Annotated in this window: 14 protein-coding genes; 6 read left to right on the top strand and 8 right to left on the bottom strand. The window is 71.3% G+C overall.

The window, feature by feature from the left end:
- Positions 1-22: 22 nt before the first annotated feature.
- Both ACZ53K_RS16765 and ACZ53K_RS16770 read right to left on the bottom strand, forming a co-directional pair.
- A complete protein-coding gene (locus tag ACZ53K_RS16765) occupies positions 23-1453 on the bottom strand; it encodes an MFS transporter (RefSeq protein WP_468836611.1) in 1431 nt (476 codons plus the stop codon).
- 272 nt (positions 1454-1725) lie between these two features.
- Positions 1726-2787: a glycosyltransferase family 2 protein gene (locus ACZ53K_RS16770; protein ID WP_468836613.1), complete on the bottom strand. Its 1062-nt coding sequence runs from the start codon at positions 2785-2787 to the stop codon at positions 1726-1728.
- Between the two features lie 255 nt (positions 2788-3042).
- On the opposite strand from ACZ53K_RS16770, the gene ACZ53K_RS16775 reads away from it, so the two are divergent.
- Positions 3043-4494: an LCP family protein gene (locus tag ACZ53K_RS16775; RefSeq protein ID WP_468836616.1), complete on the top strand. Its 1452-nt coding sequence runs from the start codon at positions 3043-3045 to the stop codon at positions 4492-4494.
- Between the two features lie 195 nt (positions 4495-4689).
- On the opposite strand, the gene ACZ53K_RS16780 is transcribed toward ACZ53K_RS16775, so the two are convergent.
- Positions 4690-5241 carry an acyl-CoA thioesterase gene (locus ACZ53K_RS16780; RefSeq protein ID WP_468836618.1) on the bottom strand — a complete coding sequence of 184 codons (552 nt, stop codon included), beginning with the start codon at positions 5239-5241 and terminating at the stop codon, positions 4690-4692.
- A 228-nt stretch (positions 5242-5469) separates the two neighbouring features.
- On the opposite strand from ACZ53K_RS16780, the gene ACZ53K_RS16785 reads away from it, so the two are divergent.
- On the top strand, positions 5470-6783 hold the full coding sequence (locus ACZ53K_RS16785) for an LCP family protein (protein ID WP_468836620.1): 1314 nt from the start codon (positions 5470-5472) through the stop codon (positions 6781-6783).
- Positions 6784-6962: 179 nt separating this feature from the next.
- Entirely contained in the window at positions 6963-7199 is a 237-nt protein-coding gene (locus ACZ53K_RS16790) for a hypothetical protein (RefSeq protein WP_468836622.1), read from the top strand.
- Positions 7200-7308: 109 nt separating this feature from the next.
- On the opposite strand, the gene ACZ53K_RS16795 is transcribed toward ACZ53K_RS16790, so the two are convergent.
- A complete protein-coding gene (locus tag ACZ53K_RS16795) occupies positions 7309-8481 on the bottom strand; it encodes an acyl-CoA dehydrogenase family protein (RefSeq protein WP_468836625.1) in 1173 nt (390 codons plus the stop codon).
- A gap of 199 nt (positions 8482-8680) precedes the next feature.
- On the opposite strand from ACZ53K_RS16795, the gene ACZ53K_RS16800 reads away from it, so the two are divergent.
- Positions 8681-10021, top strand: a complete 1341-nt coding sequence (locus ACZ53K_RS16800) for a UDP-glucose dehydrogenase family protein (RefSeq protein ID WP_468836627.1) — start codon at positions 8681-8683, stop codon at positions 10019-10021.
- Positions 10022-10110: 89 nt separating this feature from the next.
- On the opposite strand, the gene ACZ53K_RS16805 is transcribed toward ACZ53K_RS16800, so the two are convergent.
- The 3 genes from ACZ53K_RS16805 to ACZ53K_RS16815 all read right to left on the bottom strand — a co-directional run bounded on the left by ACZ53K_RS16805 (position 10111) and on the right by ACZ53K_RS16815 (position 13024).
- Entirely contained in the window at positions 10111-11286 is a 1176-nt protein-coding gene (locus ACZ53K_RS16805; RefSeq protein WP_468837045.1) for a dipeptidase, read from the bottom strand.
- A gap of 8 nt (positions 11287-11294) precedes the next feature.
- On the bottom strand, positions 11295-11798 hold the full coding sequence (gene purE, locus ACZ53K_RS16810) for a 5-(carboxyamino)imidazole ribonucleotide mutase (RefSeq protein WP_468836629.1): 504 nt from the start codon (positions 11796-11798) through the stop codon (positions 11295-11297).
- 107 nt (positions 11799-11905) lie between these two features.
- Positions 11906-13024, bottom strand: a complete 1119-nt coding sequence (locus ACZ53K_RS16815; RefSeq protein ID WP_468837047.1) for a 5-(carboxyamino)imidazole ribonucleotide synthase — start codon at positions 13022-13024, stop codon at positions 11906-11908.
- A gap of 165 nt (positions 13025-13189) precedes the next feature.
- Here ACZ53K_RS16815 and ACZ53K_RS16820 point away from each other — a divergent pair, with 165 nt between their 5' ends.
- Together ACZ53K_RS16820 and ACZ53K_RS16825 are read left to right on the top strand one after the other, a co-directional pair.
- On the top strand, positions 13190-13627 hold the full coding sequence (locus ACZ53K_RS16820) for a protease inhibitor I42 family protein (RefSeq protein ID WP_468836632.1): 438 nt from the start codon (positions 13190-13192) through the stop codon (positions 13625-13627).
- Positions 13628-13762: 135 nt separating this feature from the next.
- Positions 13763-14293 carry a GtrA family protein gene (locus tag ACZ53K_RS16825; protein WP_468836634.1) on the top strand — a complete coding sequence of 177 codons (531 nt, stop codon included), beginning with the start codon at positions 13763-13765 and terminating at the stop codon, positions 14291-14293.
- A gap of 65 nt (positions 14294-14358) precedes the next feature.
- Here ACZ53K_RS16825 and ACZ53K_RS16830 read toward each other — a convergent pair whose 3' ends face one another.
- Entirely contained in the window at positions 14359-15606 is a 1248-nt protein-coding gene (locus tag ACZ53K_RS16830) for an ATP-binding protein (protein ID WP_468836637.1), read from the bottom strand.
- Between the last annotated feature and the right edge of the window lie 38 nt (positions 15607-15644).

Genomic DNA, 15644 nt, shown 5'->3' on the forward strand with positions numbered 1-15644 from the left:
CGGTCAAGGGGCCGGTCCGGGGTCACATCGGGAGGTCCCGCGGCATCGGCGCGCCGAGGGCCTCTTCGCACCGGTCGGCGGGTGCGGCCGCCCGGGGCAGGCCGCGGGCGAGGACGGCCGCTGCCGCCGACGTCGTGGTCAGTGCGGTGGTGGTGACCGCGAAGGCGGCGACCACGTCGGCCGTGGCGCGCACCTGGGCGAAGAAGAGGAACCCGAAGACGCACACGCCGAACGCGGCGCCGAGCTGCTGGGCCGTGGAGACCACACCGGACGCGGCGCCCGCGACCGCTTCCGGCACCGTCCGCAGGGTCACGGACAGGGCCGGGGTGACGCACAGGCCCAGCGCGCCTCCGACGCCGCACACCGCGGCGAGCAGCCACCGGGGGTCGTCGCCGAGGGCGCTCACCGCGCAGCCCGCGTACCCGGCGGTGGCGGCGAGGGAGGCCAGGAACAGCAGCCGGACCTCCGCGCCGCGGGCGAGCCGCGGCGCGATCAGCGACCCGCAGGCGAACGCGACCGCGGCCGGCACCATGCCCGCTCCCGTGGCCAGCGGACTCCAGCGCAACCCCTTCTGCAGCAGCAGCCCGAGCATCAGGACGAACGCCGCGAGCCCGCAGTTGAACAGGACGATCAGCACGATGCCGCGGCGGAAGCCGCCGAGCCGCAGCAGCCGGGGCGGTACGAGCGGGGCGCCGCCCCGGGCGTCCAGCGCGCGTTCGTGGCGCAGGAAGCAGGCCGCGACGGGGATCGAGGCGGCCAGACAGGCCGGTCCCCACCACACCATGCCGCCCGCGCCGCCCGCCACGAGCGGGACGGTGAACAGTCCGAGCGCGGCCGCCGCGAGGCCCACACCGGGCAGGTCGGCACGCACCGGCCCACGGCGTACGGGCGGGTGCCCGCCCGCCGCCCACGGCAGGAGCGTCAGCGCCAGGACGCCCACCGGTACGTTGACCAGGAAGACGGCACGCCACCCGAGGCCGAGGACGTCCGCCGACAGCAGCCAGCCGCCCAGCAGTTGCCCGCCGATCGCACCGAGCCCCATCACCGCGCCGATCGCAGCGTACGCCCTGCGCTGCGCGGCCCCGGTGAACAGGGTCTGCGCCGCCCGGTAGACCTGCGGCACCATCAGCGCCGTGCCGGCGCCCTGGAGCAGCCGGGCCACGACCAGGACGGCCGTGGTGGGCGCCGACCCGCAGGCGACCGAGGCGCCGGTGAAGACCGCCATGCCGAGGCCGAAGACCCGCAGCGAGCCCAGCGCGTCCCCCAGCCGGCCGCCGGCGGCCAGGCCGAGGGCGTAGACCAGCTGATAGCCCGCGAGGACGAGCTGCTGCTGTCCGCCGTCCGCGCCCAGGTCCCGTTCCAGCGCGGGCATCGCCACGACCACGATGAAGACATCGAGGTTGGCGAGGAACGTGCCGCACAACAGGACAACCAGCGCCGCCCATGGACGCACGGGAGGCACCTCCAGCCGGTCATCGAGCACGGTACGTGACGGTTGAGGCACGTATCGTAACCATGCCGATGCGTCTGTGCCCAGCCCGCGTGTGCTGGTGGGGCGAATGGGGTGGGTGGTGCGGGAGGGGCGGCGGCACGGGCCGGAGGACTCCGGAGGGCTTTGGGAGGCCGCCGATACGCGTCGGCGCCCGTACCCGTACCGAAAGTTCTGCATCCGGTACGGGTACGGGCGCCGCCCGCGTCAGTCAGGTGAGCGAACCGTCCGCGTGCTCACTCGGCCGCGGCGGTCTGCCGCGGCGCGGTCACCGCCGGGCGGCGGCTGGCGATGACCTTCTTGGCCAGCGACCGCGGGCTGGTCAGGAAGCCCCAGCCCCACGACATGTGCATGGTCGCCAGCGCGACCGGGACCTGGGCGCGGGCCTTCAGCGGCAGGCCCTTGCCCGCCGGGACCGAGCCCGCCGCGATGGCGGCCAGGTATCCGGCCGGGACGGCGAAGCCCCACGGCGTGACGAGGGCGCCGACGACGGTGCCCGCCGCGATGGCGCACACGGCGGTCGGCGGCGCCAGGTACCGCAGGTTGATCGAACCGGCGTGGTAGCGGGCCACGACATGGCGCCAGCGCCCATAGTCCTTGTACTGCTTGGCGAGCGCGCGGACGCTGGGCCGCGGCCGGTACTGGACCCGCAGCTCGGGCGAGAACCAGACCTGCCCGCCCGCCTCGCGGATGCGGAAGTTCAGCTCCCAGTCCTGGGCGCGGATGAACTCCTCGTTGTAGCCGCCCTGCTGTTCCAGCGCCTCGCGCCGGAAGACGCCCAGGTAGACCGTGTCGGCCGGGCCCGCCTCGCCGCCCGTGTGAAACGCGGCGTTGCCGACGCCGATCTTGGAGGTCATCGCGGCGGCCACCGCGTCCTCCCAGGCGTTCTCGCCCTCGGCGTGCATGATGCCGCCGACGTTCTGCGCGCCGGTCTCCTCCAGGAGGCGCACCGCGGTCGCGATGTAGTTCGGCGAGAGCATCCCGTGGCCGTCGACGCGCACCACCACCGGGTGGCGGGACGCCTTGATCGCCGCGTTCAGGGCGGCCGGGGTGCGGCCGGTGGGGTTGGGCACGGTCAGCACCCGGGCGCGCTCGTTCGCGGCGTTCTCGGCGACCAGCTCGGCGGCGATCTCGTCGGTACGGTCCGTCGAGGGTCCGAGCGCGATCACCACCTCCATCTCACCGGCGTACTCCTGTTCCAGGATGTGCCGGACGGAGCTGCGCAGATGACGTTCCTCGTTGAGCACCGGCATGATCACGGAGACGGCCGGGAGCTGCTGCGGTGGCGTGGCGTTCATCGCGGTCACGTTACCGCGTATGGGGGACGGAGGCCGACGGCAGCCGGGTGGCCCTGGGGGCGGCACCCGGCGTGTGGCGCTTTACAGCCGATCATATGGGCCTACGGTGACCCGGCCCGCTCGTTCCCGTTCCGCCCGGCCCGTCCCGGCCCCGCGCCCGCCGCTCTCCTCCACCTCCTCCCCCGCTCCGCCCTCTCCTCCCCCACTCCGCCCCCCACTCCGTTTCGCCCCGACCCCGCCGCGGAGGTGTCCCCCGTGACCGCACCGTCCCGCTCGCCCCGCCCGCCCGCCCGTCACCGGCGACCGGGCGGCCGGCCCCGCTGGGGTCTGCGCATCACCGCGGGCGCCTCGCTGCTACTGCTGGCCGCGGGCGGAATCGGGCACGCCATGGTCACCGGCGTCGAGGACGGCATCGCCCGCGTGGACGCCTTCAAGAACATGGGCAACCGGCCGGACAACAGCGGCGGCGACGGTATGAACTTCCTGGTCGTCGGCACGGACGGCCGGAACAAGCTGTCCCCCGAGGAGAAGCGCAGGTACCACCTGGGCGGCGAGCCGTGCCACTGCACGGACACGATCATGATGGTGCACCTGTCCGCCGACCGGAACCGCGCCAGCGTGGTCAGCCTGCCGCGCGACTCGTACGCGCAGACGCCCCCGCACACCGACGCGACCACCGGCAAGCAGCACCACGGCCACCCCGTGAAGCTCAACGCGGCGTACGCCGAGGGCGGGCCCAACCTGACCATCCGGACCGTCGAGCGGATGACCGGTGTGCACATCGACCACTACCTGGAGGTCGACTTCACCAGCTTCATGAAGACGGTGGACGCGGTCGGCGGCGTGAACGTCTGCACCACGCGCCCCCTGAAGGACAGCTACAGCGGGCTGGACCTGCCCCCCGGACGCTCCCGGCTCAACGGCGGCCAGGCCCTGCAGTACGTCCGCGCCCGGCACCTGGACAGCGCCTCCGACCTCGGGCGGATGCAGCGCCAGCAGCGCTTCCTCGCCGCTCTGATGCACAAGATCACCAGCTCCGGGGCGCTGCTCCACCCGGGCCGGTTCAAGGAGATCACCGACGCGCTGCTGGAGTCCGTACGGGCCGACGAGGGCTTCGGCGCGGACGAGATGGTCGACCTCGGCCAGGCCCTGCGCGGCTTCAACCCGTCGTCCTCCGAATTCGCCTCCGTACCGCTGGGCGACATCGACTTCCAGGTGCCCAATGTGGGCTCGACCGTGATGTGGAACGAGGAGAAGGCCAGGAGACTCTTCCAGGCCCTGCGCGAGGACCGGCCGCTGGCCGTACGGCGGTCCGGCCGGCAGCGCGCGACGGTCGTGGACGTGCCACCCGCCACGATCCGGGTACAGGTCGACAACGGCGCGGGCCGCACGGGGCTGGGCCGCGCGGTGGACAAGTCCCTGCGCGCGACCGGCTTCGACACCACCGGCGCCCCGGGCAACGCCACCACCCGCGTACGGCAGACCGCGATCACCTACGACCCGCGCTGGAACCGCTCGGTACGCTCCCTCGCCGCCGCCCTGCCCGGGGCGGCCCTGCGCCAGGCCCCCAGCCAGGGCCCGGTGCTGCGCGTCACGGTCGGCAAGGACTTCAAGGCGGTCCACCGGGTCCGCTCCGACGACCCGACCCAGCCGTCGGGCTCCGGCGACTTCGGGACGCTGACCGGGGACGAGGCGGCGTGTCCCTGAGCTTGAGACCTCCCCCTCACCGAAGCGGGCCGCATCCGCCGCGCCTACGAGATCACCGCCGAAGCATCCCTCGGCCTGACCCGGCCGGAGACCCCGTAACCACGACCGTTACGAGCCGCCCCCTCGCCCCGCCGATCCGACCGCGAACCCCGGGCCGGAGCCCCGTGACCGCGACCGTTACCGACCGCGTCCTGCCTACTCGTCGATCCCGTCCGCCACCCGCTGGGCCCGCAGCTCCTTGATCGCGCGCCGCCGGGCCAGCCGGTGGGTACGGCGGATCTGGGCCTCCTGGTAACGGCGCTTGTCCCGCTCGGTCTCCGGGACCACCGGCGGTACGGCGCGCGGCTTGCCGTCCTCGTCCACCGCCGCGAAGACCAGATAGGCCGAGCCGACCTGCGTCGCGGGCGTCGACTCGTTCCAGCGCTCGGCCAGCACCCGCACCCCGATCTCCATCGAGGACCGCCCGGTCCAGTTGACCTGGGCCTTCACATGCACCAGGTCCCCCACCCGGACCGGCTCCAAGAACGCCATCTCGTCCATGGAGGCGGTGACCGCGGGCCCGCCGGAGTGCCGTCCCGCGACCGCGCCGGCCGCGTCGTCGACAAGTTTCATGATCACGCCACCGTGCACGGTGCCCAGCAGGTTCGTGTCCCCCGCCGTCATGATGTGCGACAGCGTCGTACGGGAGACGGAGGTGGGCTTGCCCGGAAGGTCGCCCTCCGGGCCGGTGGTGACGAGATCGGTCATGCGCCCAGCTTATGCGCGGGGCGCACACTCCTTCCCCGGCGCCCACCCCACACCACCCACGCCCCCTCTCACCCCAAGCCCCCTCCACCTCCCCCCACCCGAATAATCCCCTCCGCCCGTATTACGCAAGCGACGCCCCGCGTCACTTTGCATCAGCTCTGCAACAGCGACGGCCCGATCTCGTACCTGGCCTGTATGGGGGCCCCGTAGGCCAGGCAGACTTCCCTCATGAACGAGTGGCCTGGGTCCGACAACAGAGACCGGTACGGACGTGGCAGCGGCGCCGAGCCGGAGGGCGCGCGCGCCCTGCCGCACGTACGGCGCGACGGGCCCGGCGGCCCCGTACCCGGGCCGGGACAGCAGCCGCCCGAGCCGCCGCTGCCGCCGCACCTCTCGCCGCGCCGCCCCCCCTCGGTCCCCCACCAGGGCCAGGGCCAGGAACCGTACGGCAACAGTTACGACGGCGGGCACGCCGACGGCTACAACACCGGCCAGGTCTACGGCGGCGGCCGCGGACAGGGCGGCGGGCAAGGCGGCGGCGGCCGTACCCCGCGTCCCGCCCCCAACTGGGGCCGCCGCATCAAGTGGACCGTCCTGACGCTGGTCGCCGTCCTCCTCGTCACCTCGGTCGCCACGTACTTCTGGGCCGACGGCAAGCTGCGCCGCGAGGTCGACCTGAGCAAGGTCATCGACCGGCCCGAGGAAGGCGACGGCACCAACTACCTGATCGTCGGCTCCGACAGCCGCGAGGGCATGTCCGACGAGGACAAGAAGAAGCTGCACACCGGCTCCGCCGAGGGCAAGCGCACGGACTCGATGATGATCCTGCACGACGGCGGCAACGGCCCGACCCTGATCTCCCTGCCGCGCGACTCCGACGTGGAGATCCCCTCGTTCGTCGGCTCCAAGTCCGGCAAGAAGTACGCGGCCAAGGGCCGCCACACCAAGCTCAACGCGGCCTACGCCGAGGACGGCCCCGAACTGCTCGTACGCACCGTCGAGCACAACACCGGCCTGCGCATCGACCACTACGTCGAGATCGGCTTCGCCGGCTTCGCCAATATCGTGGACGCGATCGGCGGCGTCGAGATGGACATCCCGAAGGCCTTCAAGGACAAGAAGTCCGGCGCCGACTTCCAGGCCGGCAAGCAGACCCTCAACGGCGAACAGGCCCTCGCCTTCGTCCGCACCCGCTACGCCTTCGCGGGCAGCGACCTGGACCGCACGAAGAACCAGCAGAAGTTCCTCGCGGCCCTGGCGAGCCAGACGGCCACCCCCGGCACGATCATCAACCCCTTCAAGCTCTACCCGACGATGGGCGCGGGCCTGGACACCGTGATCGTCGACAAGGACATGGGCCTGTTCGACCTCGGCTCGATGTTCTTCGCCATGAAGGGCGTCACGGGCGGCGACGGCAAGTCGATGAACATGCCCGTCTCCGGCACCCGCGGCGGCAACCTCGTCTGGGACAAGTCCAAGGTCTCCAAGCTCGTCGAACAACTGAAGAACGACGATCCGGTGACGGTGAGCGGGAACGAGTAGCCACTCCACGGACCGCACGAGAAGGCCCCCGCCTCGGCGGGGGCCTCTTCGTGTCCGCCTCGCCACGGCGGTTTCCGCGCCATGGCGATCCGCCGGAGCGGGGCCTGACCATGATCTTCTACCCGCCGACAACGCGAATAAGGCTGGAATTCTCCGCCTGAGTGGCCGACGATGTAACCATGCCGACCGAACCGAAGAAACGCAGCCTCCCGATGTGGCTCACGAAGAACGGCCGGCATATGGCGGACACGGAAATGGTCCTGTTGCCGTCCGAGGCGGAATTGCTGGTCGACAACGTGACCAGTGCGATGCGCGAAAATAACGGATCCATGCTGCACGGGCCTCTTCAGCAGTCCGCGACGGCTCTCGCCCCCGGCGTTCTGTACGTTCCGAAGCCGGATCAGTGCCAGTTCTGAGCCTGCCCTTCACCGGCCTTTCACTGTTTCTCCAGGAAGGCACACCCTCTGGCCACGAACGCCCCGAACCGTCAAGGCCGGGGCGTTCGTCTGGTTGGCCGGGGCCGCCCTACGGCAGGTTCCTCGCCATCACGATCCGCTGCACCTGGTTCGTGCCTTCATAAATCTGGGTGATCTTGGCGTCGCGCATCATGCGCTCCAGCGGGTAATCTCGGGTGTAGCCGTAGCCGCCGAGCAGCTGGACGGCGTCGGTGGTGATTTCCATGGCGGCGTCGGAGGCGTAGCACTTGGCGGCGGCGCCGAAGAAGGTGAGGTCTTCGGGCTTGCCGCCGGCGGAGATGCGCTCGGACTTGGCGGCGGCGGCGTAGGTGAGCTGGCGGGCGGCCTCCAGCTTCATGGCCATGTCGGCGAGCATGAACTGCACGCCCTGGAAGTCGCCGATCGGCTTGCCGAACTGCTTGCGCTCCTGGACATAGCCCTTGGCGTAGTCCAGGGCGCCCTGGGCGATGCCGAGGGCCTGGGCCGCGATGGTGATGCGGGTGTGGTCGAGGGTCTTCATGGCGGTGGCGAAGCCGGTGCCCTCGGCGCCGATGAGGCGGTCGGCGGGGATGCGGACGTTGTCGAGGTAGACCTCGCGGGTCGGCGAGCCCTTGATGCCGAGCTTCTTCTCGGGGGCGCCGAAGGAGACACCCTCGTCGTCCTTTTCGACGACGAAGGCGGAGATGCCCTTGGAGCGCTTCTCCGGGTCGGTCACGGCCATGACCGTGTAGTACTCGCTGACGCCGGCGTTGGTGATCCAGCGCTTGACGCCGTTGAGGATGTAGTGGTCGCCGTCGCGTACGGCCTTGGTCTTCATGCCGGCCGCGTCGGAGCCCGCGTCGGGCTCGCTGAGGCAGTACGAGAACATCGCGTCGCCCTTGGCGAGCGGGCCCAGGTACTTCTTCTTCAGCTCCTCGGAGCCGGAGAGGATCACGGGGAGGGAGCCGAGCTTGTTGACCGCGGGGATCAGCGAGGAGGAGGCGCAGACGCGGGCGACCTCCTCGATGACGATGACGGTGGCGAGCGCGTCGGCGCCGGCACCGCCGTACGCCTCCGGTACGTGGACGGCGTGCAGGTCGTTGAGGGTCAGCGCGTCCCTGGCCTCCTGCGGGAAGCGGGCCTCCTCGTCCACCTCGGCGGCGAACGGGGCGATCTTCGCCTCGGCGAGCGAGCGCACCGACTCGCGGAGCATGTCGTGCTCCTCGGACGTCCGGTACAGATCGAAATCAGCGGTTCCCGCCAAGGTTTCTCACTCCCCTGAGAGCTGACTGCAGTGCTAACTACTGTTAAGTAACCCGAATTCTAGGGGGCTGTACGGCACTGGGGATACGTGAGTTTGCCGACAGCACCCGTACGGTCCCGGCCACCGGGCCCGGACCGCCGGACACCGGCCGGACTATGCTCAGGCAGCGCACTTCTCCCCGTATGCACCTGGAGCACCCATGGCCCTGAAGATCACCGTGATCGGCACCGGCTACCTCGGCGCGACGCATGCCGCGGCCATGGCGGAGCTGGGGTTCGAGGTGATGGGCCTGGACATCGACCCGGCGAAGATCGCGATGCTGGAGCGGGGCGAGACCCCGATGTACGAGCCCGGTCTGGAGGAACTGCTGCGCGCGCACGTCGCGGGCATCGAGGGCGCCAGCGGCCGGCTGCGCTTCACCACCTCGTGGGAAGAGCTGGCGGACTTCGGCGATGTGCACTTCGTGTGCGTGAACACGCCGCAGAAGCACGGCGAGTACGCCTGTGACATGTCGTACGTCGAGTCGGCCGTCGAGTCGCTGGCCCCGCTGCTGCGGCGCCCGGCGCTGGTGGTCGGCAAGTCGACGGTCCCGGTGGGCAGCGCGGCGCGGCTGGCGAAGCGGCTCGTGGAGCTGGCGCCGGCCGGTGCGGACGTGGAGCTGGCCTGGAACCCGGAGTTCCTGCGCGAGGGCTTCGCCGTGCAGGACACCCTGCACCCGGACCGCATCGTGATCGGTGTGGACGGCGGGCGGGCCGAGGAGCTGCTGCGCGAGGTGTACGCGACGCCGGTGGCCGAGGGCTCGCCGTTCGTGGTGGCCGACTTCCCCACCGCCGAGCTGGTCAAGACGTCCGCCAACTCCTTCCTGGCCACGAAGATCTCGTTCATCAACGCCATGGCGGAGGTGTGCGAGGCGGCCGGCGGCGATGTGGTGAAGCTGGCGGAGGCGATCGGCCACGACGAGCGGATCGGCAAGAAGTTCCTGCGGGCCGGTATCGGGTTCGGCGGCGGCTGCCTGCCGAAGGACATCAGGGCGTTCATGGCGCGCGCCGGTGAGCTGGGCGCCGACCAGGCATTGACGTTCCTGCGCGAGGTCGACTCGATCAACATGCGGCGCCGCGGTCATATGGTCGAGCTGACCCGGGAGGCGGTCGGCGGTTCCTTCCTCGGCACCCGGGTCGCCGTCCTCGGCGCCACCTTCAAGCCGGATTCGGACGACGTACGGGACTCGCCCGCGCTCAATGTCGCCGGGCAGATCCACCTCCAGGGCGGCCAGGTGACGGTGTACGACCCCAAGGGCATGGAGAACGCGCGGCGCGTGTTCCCGACGCTGGGGTACGCGGAGTCGGCGCAGGAGGCGGTGCGCGGCGCCGACGTGGTGCTGCACCTGACCGAGTGGCGGGAGTTCCGGGAGCTGGACCCGGCCGCGCTGGCCGAGGTGGTGGCCTCGCCGCGCATCCTGGACGGGCGCAACGCGCTCGACCCGGAGCTGTGGCGCAAGGCGGGCTGGACGTACCGGGCGCTGGGCCGTCCGCAGGCGTGAGGCCCTGAGACGGAACGCACACGAGGGGCCGTACTCCGCGGAGTACGGCCCCTCGTGCCGTTGTCGCTTCCCGTGCGTCCCGCGCGTCCTCAGCCGTCGAGCTGTTCGAGCGTCGCGTTGGACGGTCCGCGCCCGGCGCGCAGCGCCCTTGCGACGTCCTCCGCGCCGCGCAGCGTACGGACCGCGTTCTGCCAGGTCAGCTTGGCCAGGTCGGCCGCGGACCAGCTGCGGTCGAGCAGTTCGGCGATCAGGTTCGGGTAGCCGGACACATCGGCGAGGTCGGCGGGGGTGAAGGCGGTGCCGTCGAAGTCGCCGCCGATGCCGAGGTGGTCGATCCCGGCGGCCTCGCGCATGTGGTCGAGGTGGTCGGCGACAGTGGCGGCGGTGGCGAGCGGGCGGGGGTTCGCCGCCTCGAAGGCGCGGTGCACGGCCATGCCCTCGGCGGTGGTGTCCAGGTGGTGGAGGCCGTGCGCGCGCATGTTCTCGTCCGCCCGCAGCGTCCAGTCGACAGCCTCGGGCAGGATGAACTTCGGTACGAAGGTGGCCATCGCGATGCCGCCGTTGGCGGGCAACCGCTCCAGCACGTCGTCCGGGATGTTGCGCGGGTGGTCGCAGACCGCGCGGGCGGAGGAGTGCGAGAAGACGACCGGCGCGACGCTGGTGTCCAGCGCGTCGCGCATGGTGTCGGCGGAGACGTGCGAGAGGTCGACGAGCATCCCGAGGCGGTTCATCTCGCGGACGACCTCGCGGCCGAAGGCAGTCAGGCCGTGTGCGCGGGGCTCGTCGGTGGCCGAGTCGGCCCAGGCGATGTTGTCGTTGTGGGTGAGCGTCATGTAGCGCACGCCCAGTTCGTACAGCGCGCGCAGGGTGGCCAGCGAGTTGTTGATGGAGTGGCCGCCCTCGGCACCCATCAGGGACGCGATCCGGCCGTCGGAGCGGGCCGCCTCCATGTCGTCGGCGGTGTACGCCAGGCGCAGGTCGTCCGGGTAACGGGCGGCGAGCTGCCGCACCACGTCGATCTGTTCGAGGGTGGCGCTGACCGCCTGGTCGCCGGTGTAATCGGTCCGTACGTACACCGACCAGAACTGCGCGCCGACACCGCCGGCCCGCAGCCGGGGGATGTCGGTGTGCAGGTGCTCGGCCTGGTCACCGGCGATGTCGCGCCGGTCGAGGTCGTAACGGACCTGCTCGCGCAGGGCCCACGGCAGGTCGTTGTGGCCGTCGACGACGGGGTGCTCGGCCAGCAGCGCGCGGGCCGCCTCCATGGAGGCGCTCACTTGCCGCTCCCGAAGCCGAAGCCGGCCGGGGAGGCGACCTTGTTGCGCAGCCGCTTGCCCTTCTCGGTGGCCTGCTCGTTCAGGTGCTGCTGGAACTCACGCATCCGGGCCTGGAGGTCCGGGTCGTGGGCGGCGAGCATCCGGGCGGCGAGCAGCCCGGCGTTGCGGGCGCCGCCGACCGAGACGGTGGCGACCGGCACGCCGGCCGGCATCTGCACGATGGACAGCAGCGAGTCCATGCCGTCCAGGTACTTCAGCGGTACGGGCACGCCGATGACCGGCAGCGGCGTGACCGACGCGAGCATCCCCGGCAGGTGAGCCGCTCCCCCGGCGCCCGCAATGATCGCCTTCAGGCCCCGCCCGGCTGCCTGCTCGCCGTACGCGATCATCTCGTGCGGCATGCGGTGGGCGGAGACGACGTCGACCTCGTAGGGGATCTCGAACTCGTCGAGGGCCTTGGCCGCGGCCTCCATGACGGGCCAGTCGGAGTCGGAGCCCATGACGATGCCGATCAGGGGAGAGGAATCGTAGGGGCGCGCTGGGGGTCCCCCCGCACGGAGTGTGGGGGAGCTCGTTGAGGGGCGGTGGTCGGGCGACGGGCGGGCGCTCATTCGGTGATGGTTCCTCGCAGATAACCGGCGGCGTGCGCGGCGCGCTCGCGCACGTCGGCCAGGTCGTCGCCGTAGGTGTTGACGTGTCCGACCTTGCGGCCGGGCTTCACGTCCTTTCCGTACATATGGATCTTCAGCTGCGGGTCCCGTGCCATGCAATGGAGGTACGCGGAATACATGTCCGGATAGTCGCCGCCGAGGACGTTGGCCATCACCGTCCACCGCGCGCGCGGGCGGGGGTCGCCGAGCGGGAGGTCGAGGACGGCCCGCAGGTGGTTGGCGAACTGCGAGGTGATCGCGCCGTCCTGGGTCCAGTGGCCGGAGTTGTGCGGGCGCATGGCCAGCTCGTTGACGAGGATGCGGCCGTCGGCGGTCTCGAACAGCTCGACCGCGAGGTGGCCGATCACGCCGAGTTCGTGCGCGATGCGCAGCGCCAGTTCCTGCGCCTGGCCGGACAGCTCGTCGCTCAGGCCGGGGGCGGGCGCGATCACCGTGTCGCAGACGCCGTCGACCTGGACGGACTCCACGACCGGGTACGCGACGGCCTGGCCGTGCGGCGAGCGGACGACGTTGGCGGCCAGTTCCCGTACGAAGGGAACCTTCTCCTCGGCCAGAACCGGCACTCCGGCACGGAACGGCTCGGCGGCCTCCTTGGAGGATCGTACGACCCAGACGCCCTTGCCGTCATAGCCGCCGCGGACCGTCTTGAGGATCACCGGGAAGCCCCCGATCTCCTCGGCGAACCGCCCCACATCCGCCGGATCGTCGACGATACGGTGCCGGGGGCAGGGGGCCCCGATCGCGTCCAGCTTCGCTCGCATCACCCCCTTGTCCTGGGCGTGCACGAGCGCGTCGGGGCCGGGCCGTACGGGGATACCGTCGGCCTCCAGAGCCCTCAAGTGCTCGGTGGGGACATGCTCGTGATCAAAAGTGATCACATCACAGCCACGGGCGAAGGCACGCAGCGTGTCCAGGTCGCGGTGGTCGCCGATGACGACCTCGCTCACCACCTGGGCCGCCGAGTCCTGCGGGGTGTCGCTGAGGAGCTTGAACTTGATGCCGAGGGGGATGCCCGCCTCGTGGGTCATACGGGCGAGCTGGCCGCCGCCGACCATGCCGACTACCGGGAACGTCACGCCCCCAGGGTATCCGCCCGCCCGCGGAGCCCCGCCGCCCCCTTGGAGGAACGTACGAATACAAGTGCGCCATCCTCGCCGTTCCGGCCCCCGAAGATCGGCGGGGGCGGTACGCTCGCCGCCCGCGCGGAGGGGAAGGAACGCATGAGCGACGGCCGGATACCCGGGCGCACCAGAACCGTGGGCATCGTCGTATCGGTGGCGGCCCTGGCCGCCGCGGTCTACGCGGTGGTGACCCAGCTGACCGGCCCGGTCGTCTTCGGCGAGGACGACCGCGAGATCACGGTCTCCTCCGGCACCCCCTTCTCGATCCGCCTCGCGGACCGGCCCGCCACCGGCTTCCGATGGGTCCTGGCTGCGCCGGAGCCGGACCCGGCCGTACTGAAGCGGACCGGCGGCCACTACGACGCCGACGAGCCGGTCCGCCCGGGGTCGGGTGGCATCCGTTACGTCGATTTCATGGCGCGGGGCGCCGGACGTACCGAGGTGACACTCAGATACTGCTTCCGCTGTGGCACCCCGCAGGCCGACGAACAGGACGAGAACGGCAGGACGCTGCGGTTCCGTGTGACCGTGGACTGACATAACCCGCACGCCCCTGCCGTCCCGGGTGGCAGGCAGCACACAGGTCCCCTGGTTAGCATGAGCGTGCGGTTGCATGAGGACGACCGCACAAAGACGCCCAAGAACGCCCACCACAGGAGCTGAACGATCACGATGAGTGAACGGAGCGCACTGCGGGCCCGACTGGACGCGCTGGCCCGCGAACTCATGAAGTTCGGCGCCGTCGGGGGTGCGGGGGTCCTCGTCAACTTCGCCGTCTTCAACCTCGTACGGCACCTGACCGAGCTGCCCGTCGTCCGGGCCAGCATCGTCGCGACCGTCGTGGCCACCGGCACGAACTACCTCGGCTACCGCTACTTCACCTACCGGGACCGGGACAAGAACGGACGCACCAAGGAGCTCACGCTCTTCCTGCTGTTCAGCGTCATCGGCCTGATCATCGAGAACGGTGTCCTGTACGTGGCGACGTACGGGTTCGGGTGGGACACGTCACTGCAGAGCAACGTCTTCAAGTTCCTCGGCATCGGCCTGGCCACCCTCTTCCGCTTCTGGTCCTACCGCACCTGGGTGTTCCGCGCGCTGCCCGCACGCGAGGCCGTGGAAACCGCGGAATCCTTCCTGGCCGAGGGCGCGCAGACCCAGCAGGCCGCGAGCGCGGCCGCCGCCGAGCGGCCACGCGACTAGGAACGCGGGCGGCCGGGCAGCCGGGCAGCCGGGCAGCCGGGGACGAACGGCCGGCGCGTCCCGGATCACTCCGTGGACGGCTCGGCCTCGCGGGCGAGGAACAGGGCGAACACCGGCGGGTACTGCTGGAGCAGTTCCAGCCGCCCGCCGTCCGCCTCCGCCAGATCGCGGGCCACGGCCAGCCCCAGCCCCGTCGAATTCCGGCCACTGACCGTCCGCTCGAAGACCCGCGAACCGAGATCCGGCGGTACGCCCCGGCCCGCGTCCGTGACCTCGACGACCGCCTGGTTGCCGGTGACGCGGGTACGCAGCGCCACCGTCCCGTCCCCGTGCATCAGCGAATTCTCGATCAGGGTGGCGAGCACCTGGGCCACCGCCCCGGGCGTACCGACCGCCCGCAGCCCCTTCTTCCCGGAGCGGACGATGGCCCGGCCGGCGCTGCGGTAGGCCGGGCGCCACTCCTCGACCTGCTGCTTGACGACCTCGTCGAGATCGAAGGCGACGGCGGAGCCGGAACGCGGGTCGCGGGAGTTGGTCAGCAGCCGCTGGACGACGTCGGTCAGCCGCTCGACCTGGCCCAGCGCGATGGTGGCCTCCTCCTTCACCGTGTCCGGGTCGTCGGTGAGGGTGATCTCCTCCAGCCGCATGGACAGCGCGGTCAGCGGCGTCCGCAGCTGGTGGGAGGCGTCGGCGGCGAGCCGGCGCTCGGCGGTGAGCATCCGCGCGATCCGCTCGGCGCTGGCGTCCAGCACGTCCGCGACCCGGTCCAGCTCCTGCACGCCGTAGCGGCGGTGGCGTGGGCGCGGATCGCCGGAGCCGAGGCGTTCGGCGGTCTCGGCGAGGTCGGTCAGCGGTGCGGTCAGCCGGCGGGCCTGCTGCACGGCGAGCACCACGGCGGCCAGGATCGCCAGGATCGCGACGGCCAGGATGACCAGCAGCGTCCGGCCGATCTCGGCGCTCACCGCGGAGCGCGGCTCCTGGACGGTGACGGTCTCGCCGCGGTCGCCGTGCTGGGTCGAGGCGATCACGTCGCCCGTCGGCCGGGAGCCGATCTCGATACGCGCCCGGCCGGGCACCCTGATCTCGGCGTACCGCTTCGCGGTGATCTGTTCCGAGAGGATCTCGGGGGTCAGTTTCTCGCCGCTGCCCAGCCGGCTCTCCACGATGCCGACGAGCCGTACGGCCTCGGAGGCGACGCTGTCCTGCGCCCCCGACTGGATGGTGCGGGTCTCGACGATGACCAGCGAGACGCCGAAGACGGCGATCACGACGAGCACCACGGCGAGGGTGGAATTGATCAGACGGCGGCGCACGGTGTCCTCCGGGCGGGATGCGTTCGTTCTTCTACTTC

This window comes from Streptomyces sp. NPDC033221 (assembly GCF_055577005.1).